The sequence below is a fragment of the Micromonospora sp. MW-13 genome, from assembly GCF_003434305.1.
Classification (GTDB): domain Bacteria; phylum Actinomycetota; class Actinomycetes; order Mycobacteriales; family Micromonosporaceae; genus Micromonospora.
Window position 1 is genome coordinate 173,118 of record NZ_QKKX01000009.1, and the last position, 20,771, is coordinate 193,888.

Here is a 20,771-nt window from a genome sequence, read left to right on the forward strand (position 1 = left end):
CTACCGGGGTTGACCGCTAGTCGAGGACCGTGACGTCCTTCCAGAACGCCACCCGGTCGCGCACCATCTCGGCATCCGGCTTCGGCTCCGGGTAGTACCAGACCGCGTCGGCGCTGGTCCGCCCGTCGTGCTCCAGTGTGTAGTAGGAGGCGGTGCCCTTCCAGGGGCAGAAGGTGTGCGTCGACGACTCCCGGACCAGGTCGTCGCGCAGGGCGGTGCGCGGGAAGTAGTGGTTGCCCTCGACCACCACCGTGTCGTCGCTCTCGGCGATCACCAGGTCGTTCCAGACGGCTCGCGGCATGCCTCCACCGTATGCCGCGTGACGTGGGAAAGGCCACCGTGGACGTCCCACCGGATCGAGCCCGTCGCGCGTACAGTGATCTCATGTGCGCTGTCCGTGTGGATCATGGAGTTGACCACGGCGGAGCGGTGGATCTGCTGCGGCGGTCGTACGCCGCGGTGCCCGCCGGTGAGACCGTTCGACTGGCCAAACGCACCTCGAACCTGTTCCGCCCGAGGTCGGCGCCGAGCGCCCCCGGGCTGGACGTCAGCGGCCTCGGCGGGGTGATCGGGGTCGACCCCGAGGCGCGTACCGCCGACGTGCAGGGCATGTGCACCTACGAGCGGCTGGTCGACGCCACCCTGGCGCACGGGCTGATGCCGCTGGTGGTGCCGCAGTTGCGGACCATCACCCTGGGCGGCGCGGTGACCGGCCTCGGCATCGAGTCCACCTCGTTCCGGCACGGCCTGCCGCACGAGTCCGTCCTGGAGATGGACGTGCTCACCGGCGCGGGCGAGATCGTCGCCGCCCGTCCCGACGGGGAACACGCCGACCTCTTCGCCGCCTTCCCCAACTCGCTGGGCAGCCTCGGCTACGCCACCCGGCTGCGCATCGAACTCGCGCCCGTGCGCCGGTACGTGGCCCTGCGCAACGTTCGCTTCACCGACCTGACCGCGCTGACCGAGGCCGTCGGCGAGATCACCGCCACCCGGTCCTGGGCCGGGGAGCCGGTGGACGCGATGGACGGGGTGATGTTCAGCCCCGGCGAGGCGTACCTGGTGCTGGCGGCCTTCACCGACGACGCGCCGCGGGTCAGCGACTACACCGGCCAGGACATCTACTACCGCTCGCTGCGCCGGCTCACCCGCGACTGGCTGAGCACCTACGACTACCTCTGGCGCTGGGACACCGACTGGTTCTGGTGCTCGGCGGCGTTCGGGGTGCAGCACCCGGTCGTCCGGCGGGTCTGGCCGGCCCGCTGGCGGCGCAGCGACGTCTACCACCGCCTCGTCCGGCTGGAGCACCGGCACCAGGTCGCCGCGCGCATCGACCGGCTGCGCGGCCAGCCCGCCCGGGAGCGGGTGGTGCAGGACGTGGAGATCCCGCTGGAGGGCACCGCCGACTTCCTGCGCTGGTTCGCCCGCGAGGTGCGGATGTCCCCGGTCTGGCTCTGCCCGCTGCGGCTGCGCGATCCGGCCGGCCCCGGATCGGCCCGGGCCTGGCCGCTATATCCGCTGCATCCCGGCCAGAACTACGTCAACATCGGCTTCTGGGGAACCGTGCCGATCTCCGGGGGCGCCGCCGACGGCGACGTCAACCGGCTGATCGAGCGCGCGGTGTCCGACGCGGGCGGCCACAAGTCGCTCTACTCGGACGCGTACTACGACCGCGAGGCGTTCGACCGGCTCTACGGCGGCGACACCTGGCGCGCGGTGAAGGACCGTTACGACCCGGACCACCGGCTCACCGGACTTTACGAGAAGGCGGTAGCACGAAGATGAGCCTGACCGATCGAGAACAGGGGGCGGCGAGCGTCCCGTCCACCCCGCCGACGGGCGGCCTGCGCCCGGCCCCGACCGTGGCCGACGTGATCCGCGCCGTCACGGCCGGCCCCCTTCCGGTGCGGATCACCGGGTACGACGGCAGCGCCGTCGGCCCGGCCGACGCCGGGATCACCCTCTCCATCCGCTCGCAGCGGGGGCTGTCGTACCTGCTGACCGCCCCGGGCGACCTGGGCATGGCGCGGGCCTACGTCAGCGGCGACCTGGCGCTGAGCGGGGTTCACCTGGGCGACCCGTACGAGGCGCTGCGGGTGCTCAAGGACGAGCTGCGGATCCGCCCGCCAGCGCTGGCCGACGGGCTGGCCCTGGTGCGCGGGCTGGGCTGGGAGCGGCTGATGCCGCCGCCGCCCCCGCCCCAGGAGGCCGCGCCGCGCTGGAAGCGGGTGGTGAACGGGCTGCGCCACTCCCGGTCCCGGGACAGCACCGCCATCTCGCACCACTACGACGTCTCGAACGCCTTCTACGAGAAGGTGCTCGGCCCCTCGATGACGTACACCTGCGCGGTGTTCCGCGACCCCGACGACACGCTGGAGCAGGCCCAGGCCGCCAAGTACGACCTGGTCGCCGGGAAGCTCGCGCTCAAGCCGGGGATGCGGCTGCTCGACGTGGGCTGCGGCTGGGGCGGCATGGTCCGGCACGCGGCCCGCGAGTACGGGGTCAAGGCGCTGGGGGTGACCCTGTCGAGGGCGCAGGCGCAGTGGGCGCAGGCGGCGATCGAGCGGGAGGGGCTGACCGACCTCGCCGAGGTGCGGCACCTGGACTACCGGGACGCGCCGCGCGAGCAGTTCGACGCGGTCTCCTCGATCGGCCTGACCGAGCACATCGGAGTGCGCAACTACCCGGTCTACTTCGGCGCCCTGCGGGACCGGCTGCGGCCCGGGGGCCGGCTGCTCAACCACTGCATCACCCGCGCCGACAACCGGGCCCCGCACCGCTCCGGCGCGTTCATCGACCGGTACGTCTTTCCCGACGGCGAGCTGGCCGGCCCGGGCCGGCTGATCGGCGAGATCCACGACGCCGGGCTGGAGGTGCACCACGAGGAGAACCTGCGCCAGCACTACGCGCTGACCCTGGCGGGGTGGTGCCGCAACCTGGTGGCGAACTGGGACGAGTGCGTGGCCGAGGTCGGTGAGGGCACCGCCCGGGTGTGGGGCCTGTACATGGCCGGGTCGCGGCTGGCGTTCGAGCGCAACGAGATCCAGCTTCACCAGGTCCTCGCCACCCGCAACGGCCCGGCCGGGGTGAACGGCTACCCGCTGCGCCCGGACTGGACCGCCTGACCCACCGCACGATCGAAAGGGGCGACCGTCCTCGGCCGCCCCTTTCGTCGAACCCATTGACAAACAGATTTTGTACGTACAAACTGATTTTGCTATGAGAGACGTCCTGTACCTCGAAGAGATGTCGCAGGCCGAGACCCTGCTCAAGCCGCAGCGGGTCGAGGTGCTGCGGCAGCTCGCCGACCCGGGCACCTGCACCGAGGTCGCCAACCGGCTGGGGCAGACCCCGCAGCGGGTCTACTACCACGTCAAGCAGCTCGTCGCGGCCGGCCTGGCCGAGCAGGTGGCCGAGCGCAGGGTGCGCGGCATCAGCGAGGGCATCTACCAGGCCGTCGCCCGGTCCTACTGGCTCTCGCCCCGGCTCGTCGGCCGGATCGGCGGGCTGCGTCGGGCCCGCGACGAGCTGAGCCTCGGCCACCTGCTCGACCTCATGGAGGAGGTCCAGGCGGACGTGGCCGCCCTGGACCGGGCCGCCCCCGAGCTGCCCTCGATCGGGGTCGCCGGGGAGATCCGGGTGCCGGCCGAGCGCCGGCAGGAATTCCTCGCCGACCTGCGCACCACCCTGCAAGACCTGTTCACCCGCTACGGGGGCGCCGAGGGGGACGCCTTCAAGCTCGCCGTGGCCTGCTATCCCAAGGGAGAAGACCGTGACTGAACCGATGATCCTGCGCGCCCGGCTCGCCGCGCCCGTGGCGGCCGTCCACCGCGCCCTCACCGACCCGGCCGAGCTGCGCGTCTGGCTGGCCGAGCACGCCGAGGTGGAACTGCCTGACCGGTACGCGTTCTGGGGGCGGTACACGCCGGAGGGCGATGCCCCGCACCAGCGGCTACTGCACGTCGACGAGCGTGTACTGCGCTTCGCCTGGCTGCTCGACGGGGTGGAGACCACCACCGAGATCGCGCTGGAGCCGGAGGGGGAGTCGACGATCCTCACCCTGCGGCAGAGCCACTTCGACTTCGCCGAGGCGATGAGTGGCAGCTCGATCCGGGGCGTGCTCCAGACGTACTGGTCGCTGGCGATCGCGAACCTGGCGGCCCGGCTGGAGGGCCGCGCGCTGCTGCCGCGCACCGACTTCACCTCCGCCGACCTGCGCGGCGAACTGCTCATCGCCGCCCCGCTGTCGAAGGTGTACGAGTCGCTGACCGACTCGGCGCAGGCCAGCGCCTGGTTCGGGTACCCGATCGGCATCGAGCCCTGGGTCGGCGGCCGGTACGCCATGGGCGGCTTCGAGACCGGGTACGCGGCGAAGGTGGTCGACCTGGACCCGGGCCGGCGGATGTCGGTCGACTGGGGCCCGACCGGCGTCACCACCTGGGAGCTGGCCGAGTCCCAGGGGAAGACCAAGCTCACCTTCGTGCAGAGCGGCTTCGACGAGCAGAACCCGCCGTACGCGGCGTGGAGCGGGACGGTCTCCGGCTTCGGCGAGCTGGTCCGGTACCACGAGATGTCCGACTGGCAGCCGATCTGGCTCCCGGAGCCCACCCCGGTCGCCTGACCGGCCGGGCCCCCCGTCACCGCGCCCCGGCGGGCGGGGGGCCCGCCCCGACACCGGCGGCACTACGCTGGGACGGCCGCGACGAACGGGGAGAATCGTGCGCAACCATCCGGCCGTCGTGCTGGTAGCCGTGCTGCTGTCCACCGTGTCGTTGCCCATCTCGCTGACCGGTGCCTCGGTCGCGCTGCCGGAGATCGGCCGCGACCTCGACGCCGGGCTGGCCGGGGTGCAGTGGGTGGTCAACGGCTACAACGCCACCTTCGCCAGCTTCATGCTCGCCACCGGCGCGCTCGCCGACCTCTTCGGCCGCCGCCGGGTCTACGCCACCGGCCTGGTGATCTTCGCCGTCACCGGGCTGGCCGGCGCGGCGGCCGGGAACATCGTGCTGCTCGACGCCGTCCGGGCGCTCGCCGGCATCGGGGCCGCCGCCGCCGCGACCAGCGCCTCCGCCCTGCTCGCGGACACGTTCCAGGGCCCGGCGCGGGCCCGCGCGTTCAGCCTGTTCGGCACGGCCCTCGGCGTCGGCCTCGCGTTCGGCCCGTCGATCGCCGGGCTGCTGATCGAGGCGTTCGGCTGGCGGGCGGTGTTCGCCTTCCCGGCGCTGGCCACCTGCGCGGTGCTCGCCCTGGTCCCGCTGCTGCCGGAGTCCCGGCCGCCGCGCGCCGGCCGGGTCGACTGGCCGGGCACCGTGTCGTTCACCGCCGCGCTGCTGCTGCTCATCTTCGGCTTCGTGCAGGGGCCGGAGTTCGGCTGGTCCGCCCCGGTGATCGTGGCCGCCTTCGTGGCGGCGGTGGCCCTGCTGGCCCTCTTCACCCGGGTGGAGCGCCGCCGCGCCGAGCCCATGTTCGACCTGGCCCTGCTGGCCAGCCCCCGGTTCGTCGGCATCTGCCTGGCGGCGGCCACCATCGTGTCGGTCATGGTGCCGCTGCTGGTCTACCTACCGTCGTACCTGACCACTGTGGTCGGGCTGAGCCCGGGCGCGGCCGGCGGGACGCTGATCCTGCTCACCGCGCCGACCCTGGTGCTGCCGCTGCTCGGCGGCGCGTTGACCCGGGTGGTGCCGGCCCCGGCGGTGATCGTGGCATCGGTGGCCGTGGTGGCGTTCGGCGCCGCCTGGGCCACGGTGCTCGCCCCGGACAGCAGCGCCGCGACGCTGGCCGGGCCGCTGCTGACGATGGGGGTGGGCGGCGGGCTCTCCATCGGGTTGCTCGACGCCATCGCGATCGGCAGCGTCGCGCCCGACCGGGCGGCGACCGGCGCCGGGATGATCAACACCGCCCGGCTGGCCAGCGAGACGGTCGCCATCGCGGTGGTCGGCGCGGTGCTGGCCAGCACCACCGCCGGTCGGCTCGCCGACCCGGGCTTCACCGGCGGCCTGCGTACCGTGCTCTGGGTGATGGCCGGGGCGGCGCTGGCCGCCACCGCCACGGTCGCCGTGCTGGTGCGGCGCGGCGCGGCCCGCGCCGAACCGGCGGAGAGGGCCTATCGTGGCGTGTCGTGACGAGCACCGCGCAGCGACTGGCCGAGATCCGGGGCGACGTCCCACCGCGCCGGCACAACGCCCGAACGATCGCCGCCCTGACCGGCAACCCCGGCTGCGCCCGCCGGGCCGTGCTGGACAGCGCGGGGGTGGACAAGCCGAAGCTGGCCGAGCGGGTCGGCTTCCCGGCCCGGTTCGGCCAGTCCCGGTTCGCGATCACCCGGGGCAACGCGTTCGAGGCACAGGTCAAGGCCGACGGCGGGGCCGAGCTGCTGCGGCTGGTCGCCGAGCGGCTCGGCGTCGACCCGGGCGGCCCGGCGACCTGGACCGACCTCGGCGCCGACGACCGGCCCGGCCAACCCGGCCAACCCGGCCAACCTGACCGGTCCGCGCGGTCCCGGGCCGCGCTGGCCGCCGCCGCGCCGACCGGCGTGGGCGACGACCCGGCCGCCCTGTTCGACCACCCGCTGCTCGGCCTGGACGTCGCCGGCCAGCGGGTGCACCTGGAGCCGGACCTGGTCGCCGCCCGGCTCGCCGGCCGGTTCCACGTGGTCGAGGTCAAGTCGTTCCCGGTGATCGACGGTCAGGCCGACCCGGGCAAGGTGGCCGCCGCCGCGATCCAGTCCGCCGTCTACGTGCTGGCCCTGCGCGAGCTGCTCGCCGCCGAGGGGCACGACCCGGAGCGGGTCTCCTCGGACGTGCTGCTGGTCTGCCCGCGCGACTTCGCCAACCAGCCGGTGGCCAGTCTCGTCGACGTGCGCAAGCAGTTGCTGGTGCTGCGCCGGCAGCTCGACCGGATGGCCCGGATCGACGACCTGCTGGCCGAGGTGCCGGCCGGCTTCACCGCCGAGCCCGCGGCCGACCCGGCCGACCTGCGCCGGTCCCTGCTGTCGGTGCCGGCCCGCTACGCGCCGGAGTGCCTGGCCGCGTGCGAGCTGGCGTACTTCTGCCGGCACGCCACCCGCGCCGAGACGGCGACGCTGGGCCGGCCGGTCCGCGAGGCGCTCGGCGGGGTGGCGACCGTGGCGGAGGCGCTCGCGCTGGCCGCCGGGGAGCACGCCGGCGAGCCGGAACAGGCGGAGGCCGCCGCGCTGCTGCGGGCCGCGGCCCGGCTGCGCGCCGACGCCCTGGCCGGGCAGACCGCATGAGTACGCTGCGCGCGCTCGCGAAGGCCCAGGCGCTCGCCGCCGGGGTGGCACAGCCGGTGGCCACCGTCCGGCACCTGCACCTGTCGCCCCGGCCGCTGGTGCTGGTGTCGCTGGCCATGGCCGGCGAGGCCAACGCACCCCTCGCGGCGCTGGTCGGCGCCGCCCCGGACGATGCCCGGCTGCTGATCGTGCCGCAGCCCCGCAACCGGGACCAGCGCTTCGCGTTCGCCGCCGAGCTGGCCGGGATCGTGCTGCCCTACCTGGACTCCTTCCGGGGAGTGTCCGAGGCCGTCGCGGTGGACCGGGGCAGGGACGTCCGGCACCGGTACGTCGACGCGCCGCAACTGCTGGTGCCGAACCCGGCCGGGGTGACGTTCCTGCGGCTGTTCGGCCGCTCCACCCGGTTCCGCCGGCCCGACGGCGAGTACCCGGTGCACCCAGCGGTGCCGCTGCTCGGGCGCTGGCTGACCTTCTTCGCCGAGCGGGCCGAGCACCCCGGCTCGTCGGCGCTGCTGGCGATGACCGAAGCGCTGACCCTGCACTGGGCGACCGGGCAGAGCGCGGTGGAGGACCTGCACCTGCCGGCGGTGCTCGGCTGGCTCGACCCGCCGCCGGGGCTGGACGGCGCGCGGGCGGCGGCGCGGGCCGAGGACCCGGCGTGCTGCCCACCCGCCGGCCCGGCCACCGACCCGGAGTTCGACAACCGGGTGCTCGCCCCGGCCGTCGCCGCGTACGCCGACGCGGCCGACGACGAGGCCGCCCGGCGGTCCGCGTACGCGGAGCTGGAGCGGGTCCTGCGCGGCCAGCTCACGCCCACCTGGGAGCTGATGTGGCGCGGCGTGGGGCTGCTCGCCGCGCTGCCGCCCGGCGCTCGGGTCGAGGGGCGCTGGGCCGGCGACCGGGACGCCTTCACCGCGCACGCCGAGCACGTCGACGCCGGCGGCGGGCCGCAGCCGCGCCGGGACGGGGCGGTGGCCGCAGCCGTACGCCTGCACCGGCTGGAGCGGGCCGGCACCTCCTACGCGGTCCAGCGCGCCTACGACGACCCGCTGGTGATGGCCGAGCACCGGCTGACCGGGGAGGCGTTCGTCGGGGACGTGACGTTGGCCGACCCGAGGCGGGTGGACGACACCGGGAAACGGCCGGTGCTGCGGCCCCGCATCCAGGTGGTCACCACCGAGCCGGTGGCGGTGCCGGTGGGCGCGACGCTGTACTCGCCGGCCCGGCCGGGCCAGAAGGCGAAGGTGGTCTTCCTGACCCCGGCGGCCGACGGCAAGACCGAGGTGGTGCTGGAGCTCTCCGGCGGGATGGGCCGAGGGCTCACGGCCCCGCCGGGAACCGTGCCGGAGGTGGGGGAGCGGCTCTGCCTCACCACCCTGTCGGACGCGTTCCTGCCGGCGGGCGCGTTCCCGGCTCCCGAGGAGACCCCGTGGACCCACGGCGGCCCCCCGGCCGCCGCCCCCGCCCCGGCGGATCCCGTTCCGGCTGGCCACGCTCCGGTCGGTCCCGGCTCCGACGGCGACCCTTCGGAGGAGTGGGCCTGACCACCTCCACCCCGGACCGCCGCCGGACGGCCCGGACGGCCCTGGCGGCCCGCCCGGCGGCTGGCTACTCTTTCGTCGTTCGCCGTCAACGACCGGTCCTCACCGTCGAGGTGCGCGAAGGAGAGGAAGCCGGAGCGACCACTGTGCTGCCCCACGACGCGCCTCACCCCCGCACGACCCCCGCCGGGGTGCACCGGCCCGGTCGGGCCGGACTCGTCGTGGCCGCGATCGTCCTGCTCACCGAGGCGGTCTGGCTGGTCGCCCGCCTGCCCGGCACGGCCCTGGTCAGCGACCTCGGCGCGGTCGCCGTGGCGGGCTGGGCCGGGTACGCGTGCGTCGCCGCGGCCCGCCGGCACCCCGCGCCGCTGCGCCGGTTCTGGGCGCTGCTCGCGGCCACCATGGGCCTCGCCGCGCTCGGCCGGACAGTGTGGACGGTGCAGCGGCTCGGCGGGGACGGCCTGCCGCACACCCCGCTGATCGGGTCGCTGTTCACCCTCGGCATCGTCACCGGCACCGCCGCGCTGCTCTGCTCCTTCGCCGCCCCGCGCAGCGCCGTCGGGCGGGCCCGGACGGTGCTGGACGGCGTCATCGTCGGGCTAGCCCTCATCCCGATCGGCTGGGTGGTGGTGTTCCGCGACATCGCCGCCGCCGACCTCGCCGACCCGCTGCGCACCTTCGGGCTGCTCTACCCGATGCTCGACCTGATGCAGTTGACCATCCTGGTCGCGGTGGCCGGCCCGGCCCGGCCGATGTGGCGCCCGCTGACCCTGATCGGGGCCAGCCTCGCCACCCGGGCGGTCGCCGACGCCGCGTACGTCTCGCTCGTCGCGCACGGCGGCTACGCCCCCGGCCACCCGATCGACGTCTGCTGGCCGCTGAGCTATCTGTTGATCGGTGCTGCCAGCCGGTACCCGCTGCCCCCGGCCTCCGACGACGCCGAGGAGCCCACCGAGTCGCCGCTGCCGCCCTGGTGGCGGGTCGCCCTGCCGTACCTGCCGGTGGGTGGGGCGGTCGTGGCGGTGATGCTGGCCCGGCGGCCCACCGGGCAGACCCCGCACCTGGTCTTCGTCGGCATGATGGCGTTGCTCGGCGTCCTGGCGCTGCGGCAGGGGCTGGCCGCCAACGAGAACCTCCGGCTGGTCGCCCGGCTGCGCCGGCTCGCCTACATCGACCAGCTCACCGGCCTGCCGAACCGGCTGATGTTCACCCGCCGGCTGCGCCGGGCACTGCGCGACGAGGCCCCGGTCGCCGTGCTGCTGCTGGACCTGGACGGCTTCAAGCAGGTCAACGACCGGTTCGGGCACAGCGCCGGTGACAGCTTGCTGACCAGTATCGCCGGCCGGATGGCGCGGGCCGTGGCCGACGACGGGAGCATCGCCCGCCTCGGCGGCGACGAGTTCGCCGTCCTCCTCGACGGCGACCGGCAGGTCCGGCCGGAGCGGGTGGCCGAGCGGCTGCTCGCCGCCCTGCAACCCTCCGCCGGGGAGGAGGAGGCGGGCGTGCACCCCTCGGCCAGCATCGGCATCGCCGAGTACGGCCCGCAGCACGCCTCCCACACCGACCTGCTCCGCGACGCCGACATCGCCATGTACGCCGCCAAGGCGGGCGGCAAGTCCGCGTACCGCACCTGCACCCCTGCCCTGCGGGAGGCGACGGTGAGTCGGGCCGAGCTGATCGCCGACCTGCGCCGCGCCGTCGACGAGGAGCAACTGCACCTGGAGTACCAGCCGATCGTCGACCTGGCCACCGGCGAGGTGCGCAGCGCCGAGGCGCTGGTGCGCTGGCGGCACCCCCGGCTGGGGCTGCTCACCCCGGCGCGGTTCCTGCCGCTGGCCGAGGAGACCGGGCTGATCCTGCCGATCGACCGGTGGGTGATCCACGAGGCGTGCCGGGCCGCCGCCACCTGGCGGGACCGCGCCCCCGAGGCGACCGTCGCGGTGAACATCGCCGCCGCGCACCTGCGCCGGCCGGACCTGATCGCCACCGTCACCGCGGCCACCGCCGGTGCCGGCCTGGCACCCCGCGCGCTGACCCTGGAGCTGACCGAGTCGGCGCTGATCGACGGCAGCGACACGGTGCTGGACCGGCTGCGCCAGCTCCGCGAGCTGGGCATCCGGATCGCGATCGACGACTTCGGCACCGGCTACTCGTCGTTGAGCTACCTGCACCACATCCCGGCCACGGAGCTGAAGATCGACCGGTCGTTCGTGGCCCGGCTCGGCGAGGACGCCCGCGCTTATGCGACGGTGGAGATGGTGACCCGGTTGGCCGGGGCGTTCGACCTGACCGTGGTCGCCGAGGGGGTGGAGACCGACGGGCAGCACGCGGCGGTCACCGCGATCGGCTGCGTCCACGGCCAGGGCTGGCGGTACGGCCGCCCCACCAACCTCGCCGACCTGCGCGCCGCCTTTACCCCGGTGCCGCAGAGTCAGGGTTGACCCGCACGCTGCGGCAGATCCTCGACGACCCGCACGCCCGACCCGGCGGCGCACCTGCGCCGGCAGCGCGACCTGCTCACCGTGCGGATCGGAAAGCTCCAGGACATGGTCGCGGCGATCGAGCTCGCGATGGAGGCGAGAAGGATGAACCTCAGACTGACCCCGCAGTAGCGGTTCGAGGTCTTCGGTGACTTCGACCCGACACGCACGCCGAGGAACATGGCCGACGAGCGGTTCACCGCATACTTCGAGAAACATCCGTCCCGGGATGGCCACCTACGTAAGCGAGGCGATCCACGCCAACGCGATCACCCGGGCCTGATCCGTCACCCGCCCTGGCCAGCACCGGGCCTGGCCAGCACCGGGCCTGGCCAGCACCGGGCCTGACCGGCGAGCGTCGTGCCGGCGGGGCTGGGCCGGCCGGGGCAGGCACACCTTCGCGGGCCCTTTGGAGCTGAGTCGTCTGTGACATCACGGCCGGGGTGTTGGTGGGAGGGGTGGAACCGCGCCGATGGCCGATCCCGGTGATGCGTTTGGAACATCAGCTCCAAAGGGCACCGGTGGGGCAATGGTGGGGACAGGATCGGGGCGGATCCCGGATCGGGGCGGGGACCGGGATCCGGCCCGGTCCCCGCCGACCGCGACCGCGACCCGGTCTCCGCGACACCGACACTCGGCCCGACTACCGGCCCGACACTCGGCCCGACTACCGGCCCGACAACCGGCCCGACAACCGGCCCCGACAGGCGGGCGCTGATCCGGGCCGGTCACGGGTCCCCCCTCGCGTCGGTGCTGCCGGCGCGGCGTCGCGACCCGGCTGGGCTGCCATCTACCCAGCGGCCCACCGATCCACACGGCACCGCCGAGCACCACCGGCGGAACGTGAATCGGTGCGGTGTCATCCGCTTCTTGTCGGTTCTTGTCCACCGATCAGGTGATTCGCCCGCTTCTACGGGGCCGTCCCGCCGGTCGGCACCGTTGATCCGGATGACACCCCGGCTGGTGGCTCGCGCGGCGAAGGAGTCGGCGTGGCGAAGACTGATTCGACGGGTTCCACGTGGCGGTACCGCTGGGCGTACCGGCAGAACGAACGACGACGGCGGACGTACCGCGACGCCGAGCAGGCGTGGCGGCGGCGCGCGGAGGAGCTGCGGCGGCTGCGCGCGGCGGCGGTCGACTTCGGCCGGCGCGCGACGGCGGGCGCCGGCCTGCCCCTCGCACTCGCCCCCGGCGAGCGGGTCCACTGGGCGCTGCCCGCCGCGCAACTGGTCGAGCTGCGGCACACCGCCGTGTTGCCCGCTCCCGACCTCGGCGTCGATCCGGACCAGCCGTCGCTGCACCAGCGGCGCCCCGACGGGGTCAAGGTCACCGACGCCGGGATCGCCGTGGTCACCGACCGCCGGCTGGTCCTGCTCGGCGGGCGCGGCCGGCGCGACTGGGCGTACGGGAGGATGACCGGGCTGGCCCACGACCCGGCGGCGCCGGTGACGCTGATCCAGGTCCTGGACCGGCGGCGCACCTCCGGGCTGCTGCTGCCCGCCGAGGCCGCCGCCGAGTTCCGGTTCACCCTCACCCTGGCCTTCGCCGACGCCATCGAGCAGCGGGGGGCCGTGCTCGCCCAGCTCGACGAGCTGATCGCCGAGCACGACCAGACCCGGCCGTTCCGCCCGGCCATCGCCACCCCCGGCCAGGCGCGGCTCACCGCCCGGCTGCCGGGCGGCCGGCGTACCGTCGCGGTGGCCGCCGCCGCGGTGCTGCTGGTGCCCGCGGTGCTCCTGGACTCCGACCCCCCGGTGCGGCCCGGCTCGGATGTCGCCGCCGCCGCGACCGCCGCCCTCACCCCCACCCCGACCCCGACCCGGGCGCCGACGGCGCGCCCGACCTCCCGCGCCGCTGCCGTCGGCCGGGCGGCCCTCGAACAGCCCCGGCGCGGCACCGGGTCACCCACCCCGGAACGCGACGGGCTCTGCGGCGCCCCGGCCAACCCGTTCGGGTACGACTACTGCGGCGGCTCCCGCATCCGCAAGCCGGACGTGCGGGTGTGCGACTACTTCGACTGCGGGCAGGACTTCTGGGCCGGGAAGGGTTACCTGGTGCAGTGCCGCGACGGCGCGTTCAGCCTCACCGGCGGTCGTGCCGACGCGTGCGCCACCCACGACGGCCTGCGCCGCACCGTCTGGACCTGAGCCCGCCGTCCCGGGCCGGCGGGGTGCGGGGGTGGCGCGGGTGTCGCATCATCAGCGGCGTGATCAATCTGAAGCGGGACCACCACCGTAAGAAGAAGCGGCGCGGCGACAACTCCTGCTCCGACTGCGACTGCGACGGTCCGGACTGCTGCGACTTCGGGCTCTTCTCGTTCATGCTCACCCTCGGCTCGGTGGCCGCCGGGGCCACCCGGGCGCCGGTCGTCGACCGGGCCGGCCGGGCCGCCATCCTCGGCTACCGGCGCTGGCTGTCGCACCGCTGGCCGGGCCAGTGCCGCTACACCCCGACGTGCAGCGCGTACGGGCTGACCGCCGTCGAGCGGTACGGGCTGGCCGTGGGCGGGCGGATGGCCGCCGAGCGGTTGCGCCGCTGCAAGCCCGCCGTGCCCCGGGGCACCCACGACCCGGTCCGCTGACCGCCCGTTTCCTGCGTCCAGCCCGGCTCCGGCCGTTCCGACGGCCGGAGCCGGCGTCCTTTGTGTCGTGGCGAGGCGAGGCGAGGGCCGGGCTGCGACAGTTCCGTCTCCGCCGAGCCGACGCACTTGGCGGTCACCGGCCGAACAGTCGCTCGTGCTGGGCCCGGGCCAGCTCCACCAGCCGGCGCCGCACGTGCGGTAACCCGACCTCCCCGAACTGGAGGTCCACGGCGCTGTGGTCCAGCAGTCGCGCCGGGGCGTACCGGCCCGTCGCCAGCAACCGGTGCCACTCCGGCGTGCCGGGGTAGGGCCGGAACTCGAAGACGCTCGCCCGGAAGGAGCCGGGCGCGTTCTCGGTCAGATCCCACAGCTCGTGTACGTACCGGACGGTCTCCTCCAGCTCGGCGCGCGTCTCGGTGGGCAGGCCGAGGATGAAGTACCCCTTGACGTTGATGCCCCAGCGGGTGAGCCGGCGGACCACGTCCCGGGTCAGCTCGGGCCTGATCCGTTTCCCGATGTGGCCGAGAACCCGCTCGCTGCCGGACTCGATGCCGAGGGCGACCTCCCGGCAGCCGTTCGCGGCGATCGTCTCCAGCAGGGCGTCGTCGGTGCGGGCGAGGATGTTGATCCGGCCGGTGGCGTCCCAGGCGTACCGGCTGCCGACGTCGGCTGAGGTGAAGGCGGCCATGCAGCGCCGGATGAACCGCTCGTGGCCGAGGAAGAAGTCGTCGACGAACCGGAACGCCCGCACGCCGTACTGGATGTTGAGTTCGTCCATCTCGGCGATGATGTTGTCCGGCTCCCGGGTGCGGACGGTGACGTCCGGGTTGGCGCTGACGGCCGCGCCGCAGAACGAACAGTCGTACGGGGAGCCGCGGGCGCCCACCATCGCCGCCTCCCACGGCCCCTCGTCCGGCCGGTACGGGTCGTCGGCGAAGAACCGCCGGTCGACGAACGGCAGCGAGTTGATGTCCGGCGCCAGGTGCCAGCCTGTCCCCGCCTCGCCGCCCGTGACCGGCGTACCCAGGATCGGGTCCCGCCACAGCACGCCCGGAAGCCGCACCCGCTGGCGGTGGTCGTTCAGCAGCTCGGCGACCCGGGTCTCGGCCTCGCCGACGATCAGCGCCTCCAGGCGGGCGAACCGCGAGTCCGCGATGACCGCCTCCGGCATCGCCTTCGCCTGGTGACCACCGACCATGACCTGGATCGCGGGGTCGAGGCCGGCGGCGATCCGGGCGCTCAGCTCGTACGTCGGTGCCAGCAGGTTGAATCCCACCCAGCGGGGCGCGGCCTCGTTGACGAGGCTCTGGATCCGGTCGATGCCGAGGCCGAGGGACTCCCCGTCGAGCACGCCCACGCTGAAGCCCTGCACCGTGGCGTAGGTGGCGAGGTAGCCCATGCCGAGCACCGGCAGCGTGAAGTCGTTGACCCGGGGACGGAGCGTGTAGTCGCGCAGCGGCGCGTTGACCAGCAGCAGGTCGAGCGGCGTGCCCGGCTCGACGCCGAGGATGGGCTGTTCAGACGGCCCCGGCCTGCCGGCCGCCGATGCCACTGTCGGTGAAGTCGTCATCGCCCAGGGTTAACACACGCTGTGGAGATGGGAAAATATGAATGTCCGTCTTATCGGATAGTGCAACCCCCCTCCCCGAACCGTTTCGACCGGGGTGCGGAAGAACGATCAGGCGGCGATCGTCCGGGCGGCGGAGTGGACGTCAGCCGGCAGCGGGTGAGTCAGCTCCCAGACGATCCGCATCGGCCGGTCCCCGGTGTGCTCCCGGTACGCCATCGGCCCCGCGTACAGGTAGGCGCCTCGACCGGCCGGGCAACGCGGCGTCGGCGGCCGACATCGCTGGCTGGCTGGGGCGGTGCGAGGTCCGCTGGCAGGAGACGGAAGCGCCTGACCTGCCCGGTTCCCTACTCGCTATCGTTTTTTTCGTCTTGGCGGGTATGGTGGGGTGGGTTCGAGGCGTCCGGAGGGTGATGTTGTGACCGTGGTGCCGGCAGGCGGCGTGGAGCCCAACGGCGAGGAACTCAGGCGTTTTGCCCGGCGATTCCTTCGAGGGCGGCGATTGCAGCTGATCATCGATGGGTCGGAGCCGGTGGACGTGCCGGCTGTGGTGGGCGAGGCGCTGGCTGAGGTTGTCTCGATCCTGGGCCGCGGGCGACCGGTGCGGGTGATGCAGGAAAACGTCGAGCTCTCTACCGGAGAGGCTGCCGCGATCCTCGGAGTGACGAGGCCGACCGTGGTCAAGCTGATGAACGACGGCCTGTTGCCCTACACCCGCCCCAACTCCAGTCGCCGGGTTGCCCTGCACGACGTGCTGGCCTACAGGGAGCAGCGATCGAAGGCCCGGCGCGAGGCGCTGGACGAGCTCACCGGGGACGCGATCGACATGGGCGTCTACGACGAGGCGATGCGGCGTGGGCGCGAGCCGTCGGACGATCAGCCGGGGCGTGACGACCGCCGATGATCGTAGCCGTGCTGGATGCGTGCGTTCTCGTGCCCAGTGTCCTCGCCGACACCCTGCTCCGTTGCGCCGAGCAGGATCTGTATCGCCCGGTCTGGTCCGAGGCGATCCTCAACGAGGTGCGTCGGAACCTGCCGACTTCGGTTCGCGGCGCAAAAGCCGAACGTCGGATCGAGGTCATGCGTGAGCACTTCCCGGAGGCGATCGTCACCGCCAACCTCCGCGATTTTCCCGACCACGCGCTCGCGCCGTATGCCATCGAAGCGCTGCACCCCGACGATTTCCTCTGCGCCCTGCTGGACGCCGCCCCGGATCGGATTGCGGAGGTCATCATGCAGCAAGCGGAGGCCACCGGAAGGGGTGGGCGGCCGAGACTGGACATCGACGACATTCTCGCCGGCCTGGCCGGATGCCGGGTCACCCGGTTTGCCCACCGGGTTTCCGTGAAGCTGACACCTGAGCGGTAGCGAATCGGTGTGGCGGCTGGTACCTCTATTGACCAGCCAGGTTCACCATGCGGTCGGACGCCGGAAGGTTCGAGCGGGCGCTGTGATGGTGGTCCCCGATAGGGGTGCCCGGGCACCTGCCACCAGATCGGCGACAGGTGCCCGGGGGTTGTGCTGGGTCAGGTCAGGCGGTGCCGCCCGGCTGGACCACTCCGTTGACCGTCAGCGTGTACGGCGCGTACTGGTTGACCTGCTCGGTCGGCTCGTCGTAGGCGACCACGGCGACGACCTTCGGGAACGGGCTGAGCAGGGCGAGCTGCGCCCGGTTCAGCGTCAGGCCCGACCGGCCGTCGAACTCGAACTGCGCGGCGATCGAGTGCTGCTCGTCGATGCCGATCAGGCGCAGGTTCCAGTTGTTGACGGTGATCGGCTTGATCTCCGTCGGCGAGTCGAACGGGGTGAGGCTGCTGCCGTCGCTGACCGCCGTGCCGCCGACGGTGATGTCGTCGAGCAGCAGACCGCCCTCGTTGACGCCGCCGTCGCTGACGTAGCGGAAGCCGAGCAGGATCGTCTTGCCGGCGTACGCGGACAGGTCGAACGAGTGCGCCTCGAACCCGTCGGTCGTCCCGTTGAGCGCCGGACCGAACGGCCCGTCGACCGTCTTGTCACCCGGGATGGCGGTGTAGGTCGCGCCGCCGTCGGTGGAGACGGTGACGTAACCGTAGTCGAAGCCGAACTCCGCGCCGTACTTGGCGGCGAAGCGCAGCGTCGGGTCGGCGGTCGGCACGGCGACCGACGTGACCGCCCCGGCGTCGATGTTGTTGCCGTTCCCGGACCACAGGACCGGGTTGCCGGAGCGGTCTGGGTCGTTCGACACGACGGTCCACGCCAGCGGCAGCGGCGGCAGCGTCTTGGCGGCCTGGAACGACAGCGAACGCAGGTCACGGCCGCGCAGGAGCTGCCCGTCGGCCTTCTGCAACGGTACGAAGTCGGCCCCGTTCGGCGCCGCCCCCGGGGTGGCGTTGGCGGCCGGGTTGGCCAGGTTGACCGTGGAGCGCAGGCTCGGCGTGGTCACCCGGCTCTTCGGTACGCCGAGCATGACCCCGTGCTGCGAGTCACCGACGATCTTGTCGACCAGCGTCATCGTCTGGTAGTCGTGGATGACCTGGTACATCTTGCTGACGCCCTTGGCCTTCAGCGCCGCGTCCAGGCTGGCCAGCCCCTGCCGCTCACCGTCGTTGTGCAGCCGGGAGATGATGTCCGTGCCGTACCGGTCGTACAGGAACTGCATGAACGAGTACGCGTTGCCGTAGTCGGCGAGCACCGCGTTCGGGTTCGGGCTCTCGCCCCAGAGGGTGAGCGAGTTCTCCGGGCCGCCGCAGTCCCGTGGGTTGACGTTGTACGGCGTCTGCACCGTGCCGAAGCCCTGGTAGCAGTAGAGGTGGCTGTCGGCTCCCCGGTCGAAGACGGTCGTCGTGGTGTCGACGTAGCCGGTCAGCGTCTGGGCGAAGTCGGACAGGCCCTCGTTGATCCAGTTCCCCTCGAAGGGGTCGGTGTAGTAGTGCGCCAGGTGCTGCCACTCGTGGGCGAAGGTGCCCTCGTAGCTGAAGGGACGGGCCGGGCGGCTGGTGCACAGGTCGTTGGTGGGCTCGTTCGGCGGGTTCGCGCCGGTGCGGTGGGCCCAGTCGAACGCGTCGACGGTCATGACGTTGCGGTCGAACAGCTCGTTGAACTGGGCCGAGAAGAAGCCGGCGATGTAGGTCGGGTTGGCCGGGAACCCGTAGTAGTTGTCGTCCCGGACGTTGTCGACCAGGGTGACCGTCTTGTTGCCGCCGCCGGTGTAGTCGCCGCCGTTGCCGTTGGCGTCCGGTCCGAGCAGGGCGTTGGTGCCGTCACGGTCCGGCGGCGTGCTGAACGCGGCCGTCTCCTTCGGGTACATGTTGGTGTCGAACTCGTGGACGAAGCTCGCCACCTGCTCGTCGGTGATCTGCGTCGACGAGGGGATCTGGGTTCGGCAGTCGCCGGCCGGGAAGGCGATGTCGTTGGCGACCCACACCTCGACGTTGTTGCCAACGCCCCGCAGCGTGTAGTCCTTGCGGTAGAGCTGGCCCTGGAGGTCGTCCATGCCGAGCCACTGCCGGACCGTACCGACCGGCGGCGTCGCCGCGGCGGACGTGGTCTTCGAACGCGACTGCGTGCGCGGCTGGTACCGGGCCGGCGTCTCGACCTTGCGGCCGTCCAGCGTGAAGTCCTTGCGGGTGAGCTCCCGGGTGTCGCTGGGCTGAGCCTGCTTCGCCACGGGCTGCTCGGGCGCGGCCGTCGCGGCTGACGCGGGAAGGACGCCCATAAGTGGTAAAACGAGTGTGATGGCTGCTGCACCGGCGATGCGGCTGCGTGCCATGGGCCCCCCTTTGGGTGATGTGAATCCGGTTGACGGGGTCGCCGTCGAAATCCACCGGGATAACATCCATGTTCGTACTGGCAATGATTGCCTTTGGCAATCGTCCTACCGCACGATCCGTCTCCACCGGGCCGGCCCTCCTCCCTTGTGGACGCCGCGTGCCCCTACCGGAGCCGTGGGTACGGCCGTGTCGGTGCCGGCGGGTAGGGTGCGCAGCACCTGGTGGGAGGGGAGATCGATGCTCGGGCTGGAGGTGCCGCCCGCCGTCGAGGCGGAGCGCGTCATCACGGCCGTGCTGGCCGACCTGCGCTCCGGTGACCACCGGGGCGTGGTGGTCGACTCGCCGCCCGGGGCCGGCAAGTCGACCCTGGTGGTCCGGGCCGCCGCCGAGCTGGCCGCCGCCGGTGAGCCGTTGATCATCATCGCGCAGACCAACGAGCAGGTCGACGACCTCGTCGACCGGCTCGCCCGCAAGGCCCCGGAGCTGCGGATCGGCCGGCTCTCGGCCACCGAGTACAAGCCGACCGACCGGGTGAAGGGCCACGACACGGTCCGGGTCGCCGCGAAGGTCGCCGACCTCGGCGAGCCGGCCGTCATCATCGGTACGGCCGCCAAGTGGGCGATGGTCAGCGACGGCTCCTGGCCGTGGGCGATCGTGGACGAGGCGTACCAGATGCGGTCGGACGCCCTGTTGCGGGTGGCCGGCAGGGTCGAGCGGGCCCTGTTCGTGGGGGATCCCGGGCAGCTCGACCCGTTCTCGACGGTCGAGACCGCGCGGTGGACGGGGCTGACCTGGGATCCGATGCAGTCCGCGGTGGCGGTGCTGCTGCGGCACAACCCGGAGCTGCCGGTGCACCGGCTGCCGGTGTCCTGGCGGCTGCCCGCGTCGGCGGCGCCGGTGGTCGCGGCGGCGTTCTACCCGTTCACCGGGTTCCGTGCCGGCACCGGCATCGACGACCGGGCGCTCGCGTTGACCGAGGCGGGGCCGGGGGACGCCGTCGACGCGGCGGTGGAGCTGGCGGCGGCGACGGGCTGGGCACTGTACGAGTTGCCGGAACGGCACACCCTGCGCACCGACGCCGAGGCGGTCGCGGCCTGCGCCGCGCTCGCGCTGCGGGTGTTGCGGCGGGGAGCGGTCGCCGTCTCCGAGCACGCGCCGGCCGGCGCACCGGTCACCGCCGACCGGATCGCCGTCGGGGCCGCGCACCGCGACCAGGTCGCGGCCATCCGCGCGCACCTCGGCGCGGCCGGGGCGGGCATCACGGTGGACACCGCCAACCGGCTCCAGGGCCGCGAGTACGACGTGACGATCGTGCTGCACCCGCTGTCCGGGCGGCGGGACGCGACGGCGTTCCACCTGGAGTCGGGGCGGCTGTGCGTGCTCACGTCCCGGCACCGGCACGCGTGCGTCGTGGTGGCACGGGCGGGGATCGCGGAGCTGCTGGACGCCCACCCGTCGTCCGAGCCGGTGCACCTCGACGTCCCGGTCAAGTTCCCCGACGGCTGGCAGGCCCACCAGCATCTGCTGGCCAGGCTGGCCGACCCGATGTGCCCGATCTGACCGGGGACTTTCGTCGCTGAGTTCGGCGCCGCGACACACGAGGTCAG

16 protein-coding genes and 1 pseudogene are annotated in these 20,771 nt (G+C 73.3%); 14 read left to right on the forward strand and 3 right to left on the reverse strand.

From position 1 onward, the window contains the following. Window positions 1-16: 16 nt before the first annotated feature. Window positions 17-301 (reverse strand): DUF427 domain-containing protein, encoded by a 285-nt coding sequence (locus C5N14_RS04900; RefSeq protein ID WP_117665904.1) that lies wholly within the window; start codon window positions 299-301, stop codon window positions 17-19. Window positions 302-384: 83 nt separating this feature from the next. Here C5N14_RS04900 and C5N14_RS04905 point away from each other — a divergent pair, with 83 nt between their 5' ends. From C5N14_RS04905 to yidD, 11 genes and pseudogenes are all read left to right on the forward strand, one after another. After that, window positions 385-1,782, forward strand: coding sequence for an FAD-binding oxidoreductase (locus C5N14_RS04905; protein WP_117665905.1), 1,398 nt, complete (start codon window positions 385-387; stop codon window positions 1,780-1,782). Beyond that, window positions 1,779-3,122, forward strand: a complete 1,344-nt coding sequence (locus tag C5N14_RS04910) for a class I SAM-dependent methyltransferase (protein WP_117665907.1) — start codon at window positions 1,779-1,781, stop codon at window positions 3,120-3,122. The genes C5N14_RS04905 and C5N14_RS04910 overlap by 4 nt, the downstream gene beginning before the upstream one ends. Before the next feature lie 94 nt (window positions 3,123-3,216). Further along, on the forward strand, window positions 3,217-3,777 hold the full coding sequence (locus tag C5N14_RS04915) for a helix-turn-helix domain-containing protein (RefSeq protein ID WP_117665909.1): 561 nt from the start codon (window positions 3,217-3,219) through the stop codon (window positions 3,775-3,777). Then, entirely contained in the window at window positions 3,770-4,618 is an 849-nt protein-coding gene (locus tag C5N14_RS04920) for an SRPBCC domain-containing protein (protein ID WP_117665911.1), read from the forward strand. The genes C5N14_RS04915 and C5N14_RS04920 overlap by 8 nt, the downstream gene beginning before the upstream one ends. 97 nt (window positions 4,619-4,715) lie before the next feature. Further along, window positions 4,716-6,119, forward strand: coding sequence for an MFS transporter (locus tag C5N14_RS04925; RefSeq protein ID WP_117665913.1), 1,404 nt, complete (start codon window positions 4,716-4,718; stop codon window positions 6,117-6,119). Next, complete coding sequence (locus C5N14_RS04930; protein ID WP_117665915.1) at window positions 6,116-7,246, forward strand: hypothetical protein; 1,131 nt, start codon at window positions 6,116-6,118, stop codon at window positions 7,244-7,246. Before C5N14_RS04925 ends, C5N14_RS04930 begins: the two co-directional genes overlap by 4 nt. Then, the gene (locus C5N14_RS04935) at window positions 7,243-8,790 is read left to right on the forward strand and encodes a hypothetical protein (protein WP_243639181.1); all 1,548 of its coding nucleotides are present in this window, start codon (window positions 7,243-7,245) and stop codon (window positions 8,788-8,790) included. Before C5N14_RS04930 ends, C5N14_RS04935 begins: the two co-directional genes overlap by 4 nt. 218 nt (window positions 8,791-9,008) lie before the next feature. Next, window positions 9,009-11,228: a bifunctional diguanylate cyclase/phosphodiesterase gene (locus C5N14_RS04940; protein ID WP_243639183.1), complete on the forward strand. Its 2,220-nt coding sequence runs from the start codon at window positions 9,009-9,011 to the stop codon at window positions 11,226-11,228. 17 nt (window positions 11,229-11,245) lie between these two features. Beyond that, a pseudogene (locus C5N14_RS34090) lies at window positions 11,246-11,550 on the forward strand (TipAS antibiotic-recognition domain-containing protein); the annotation flags it as partial. Between the two features lie 706 nt (window positions 11,551-12,256). Further along, a complete protein-coding gene (locus tag C5N14_RS04950; protein ID WP_117665919.1) occupies window positions 12,257-13,414 on the forward strand; it encodes a hypothetical protein in 1,158 nt (385 codons plus the stop codon). A 59-nt stretch (window positions 13,415-13,473) separates the two neighbouring features. After that, window positions 13,474-13,848, forward strand: a complete 375-nt coding sequence (gene yidD, locus C5N14_RS04955; RefSeq protein ID WP_243639185.1) for a membrane protein insertion efficiency factor YidD — start codon at window positions 13,474-13,476, stop codon at window positions 13,846-13,848. Window positions 13,849-13,981: 133 nt separating this feature from the next. Here the strand turns inward: yidD and C5N14_RS04960 are convergent, their stop codons facing one another. Continuing rightward, window positions 13,982-15,418, reverse strand: coding sequence for a B12-binding domain-containing radical SAM protein (locus C5N14_RS04960; protein ID WP_117665922.1), 1,437 nt, complete (start codon window positions 15,416-15,418; stop codon window positions 13,982-13,984). 415 nt (window positions 15,419-15,833) lie between these two features. On the opposite strand from C5N14_RS04960, the gene C5N14_RS04965 reads away from it, so the two are divergent. Both C5N14_RS04965 and C5N14_RS04970 read left to right on the forward strand, forming a co-directional pair. Continuing rightward, on the forward strand, window positions 15,834-16,319 hold the full coding sequence (locus C5N14_RS04965) for a helix-turn-helix domain-containing protein (protein WP_117665924.1): 486 nt from the start codon (window positions 15,834-15,836) through the stop codon (window positions 16,317-16,319). Next, a complete protein-coding gene (locus C5N14_RS04970; protein ID WP_117665926.1) occupies window positions 16,316-16,783 on the forward strand; it encodes a PIN domain-containing protein in 468 nt (155 codons plus the stop codon). Before C5N14_RS04965 ends, C5N14_RS04970 begins: the two co-directional genes overlap by 4 nt. 163 nt (window positions 16,784-16,946) lie before the next feature. Here C5N14_RS04970 and C5N14_RS04975 read toward each other — a convergent pair whose 3' ends face one another. Continuing rightward, window positions 16,947-19,061, reverse strand: a complete 2,115-nt coding sequence (locus tag C5N14_RS04975; protein ID WP_243639187.1) for a choice-of-anchor J domain-containing protein — start codon at window positions 19,059-19,061, stop codon at window positions 16,947-16,949. Window positions 19,062-19,401: 340 nt separating this feature from the next. Here C5N14_RS04975 and C5N14_RS04980 point away from each other — a divergent pair, with 340 nt between their 5' ends. Beyond that, window positions 19,402-20,724, forward strand: a complete 1,323-nt coding sequence (locus tag C5N14_RS04980) for an AAA family ATPase (RefSeq protein WP_117665930.1) — start codon at window positions 19,402-19,404, stop codon at window positions 20,722-20,724. The last annotated feature ends 47 nt before the right edge of the window (window positions 20,725-20,771 follow it).

What these genes read in the sequence shown, in the direction of transcription:
- C5N14_RS04900 (WP_117665904.1), bottom strand. Translation starts at nt 301, where the DNA reads ATGCCGCGAGCCGTCTGGAACGACCTGGTGATCGCCGAGAGCGACGAC.
- C5N14_RS04905 (WP_117665905.1), top strand. Translation starts at nt 385, where the DNA reads ATGTGCGCTGTCCGTGTGGATCATGGAGTTGACCACGGCGGAGCGGTG.
- C5N14_RS04910 (WP_117665907.1), top strand. Translation starts at nt 1,779, where the DNA reads ATGAGCCTGACCGATCGAGAACAGGGGGCGGCGAGCGTCCCGTCCACC.
- C5N14_RS04915 (WP_117665909.1), top strand. Translation starts at nt 3,217, where the DNA reads ATGAGAGACGTCCTGTACCTCGAAGAGATGTCGCAGGCCGAGACCCTG.
- C5N14_RS04935 (WP_243639181.1), top strand. Translation starts at nt 7,243, where the DNA reads ATGAGTACGCTGCGCGCGCTCGCGAAGGCCCAGGCGCTCGCCGCCGGG.
- C5N14_RS04960 (WP_117665922.1), bottom strand. Translation starts at nt 15,418, where the DNA reads ATGACGACTTCACCGACAGTGGCATCGGCGGCCGGCAGGCCGGGGCCG.
- C5N14_RS04970 (WP_117665926.1), top strand. Translation starts at nt 16,316, where the DNA reads ATGATCGTAGCCGTGCTGGATGCGTGCGTTCTCGTGCCCAGTGTCCTC.
- C5N14_RS04980 (WP_117665930.1), top strand. Translation starts at nt 19,402, where the DNA reads ATGCTCGGGCTGGAGGTGCCGCCCGCCGTCGAGGCGGAGCGCGTCATC.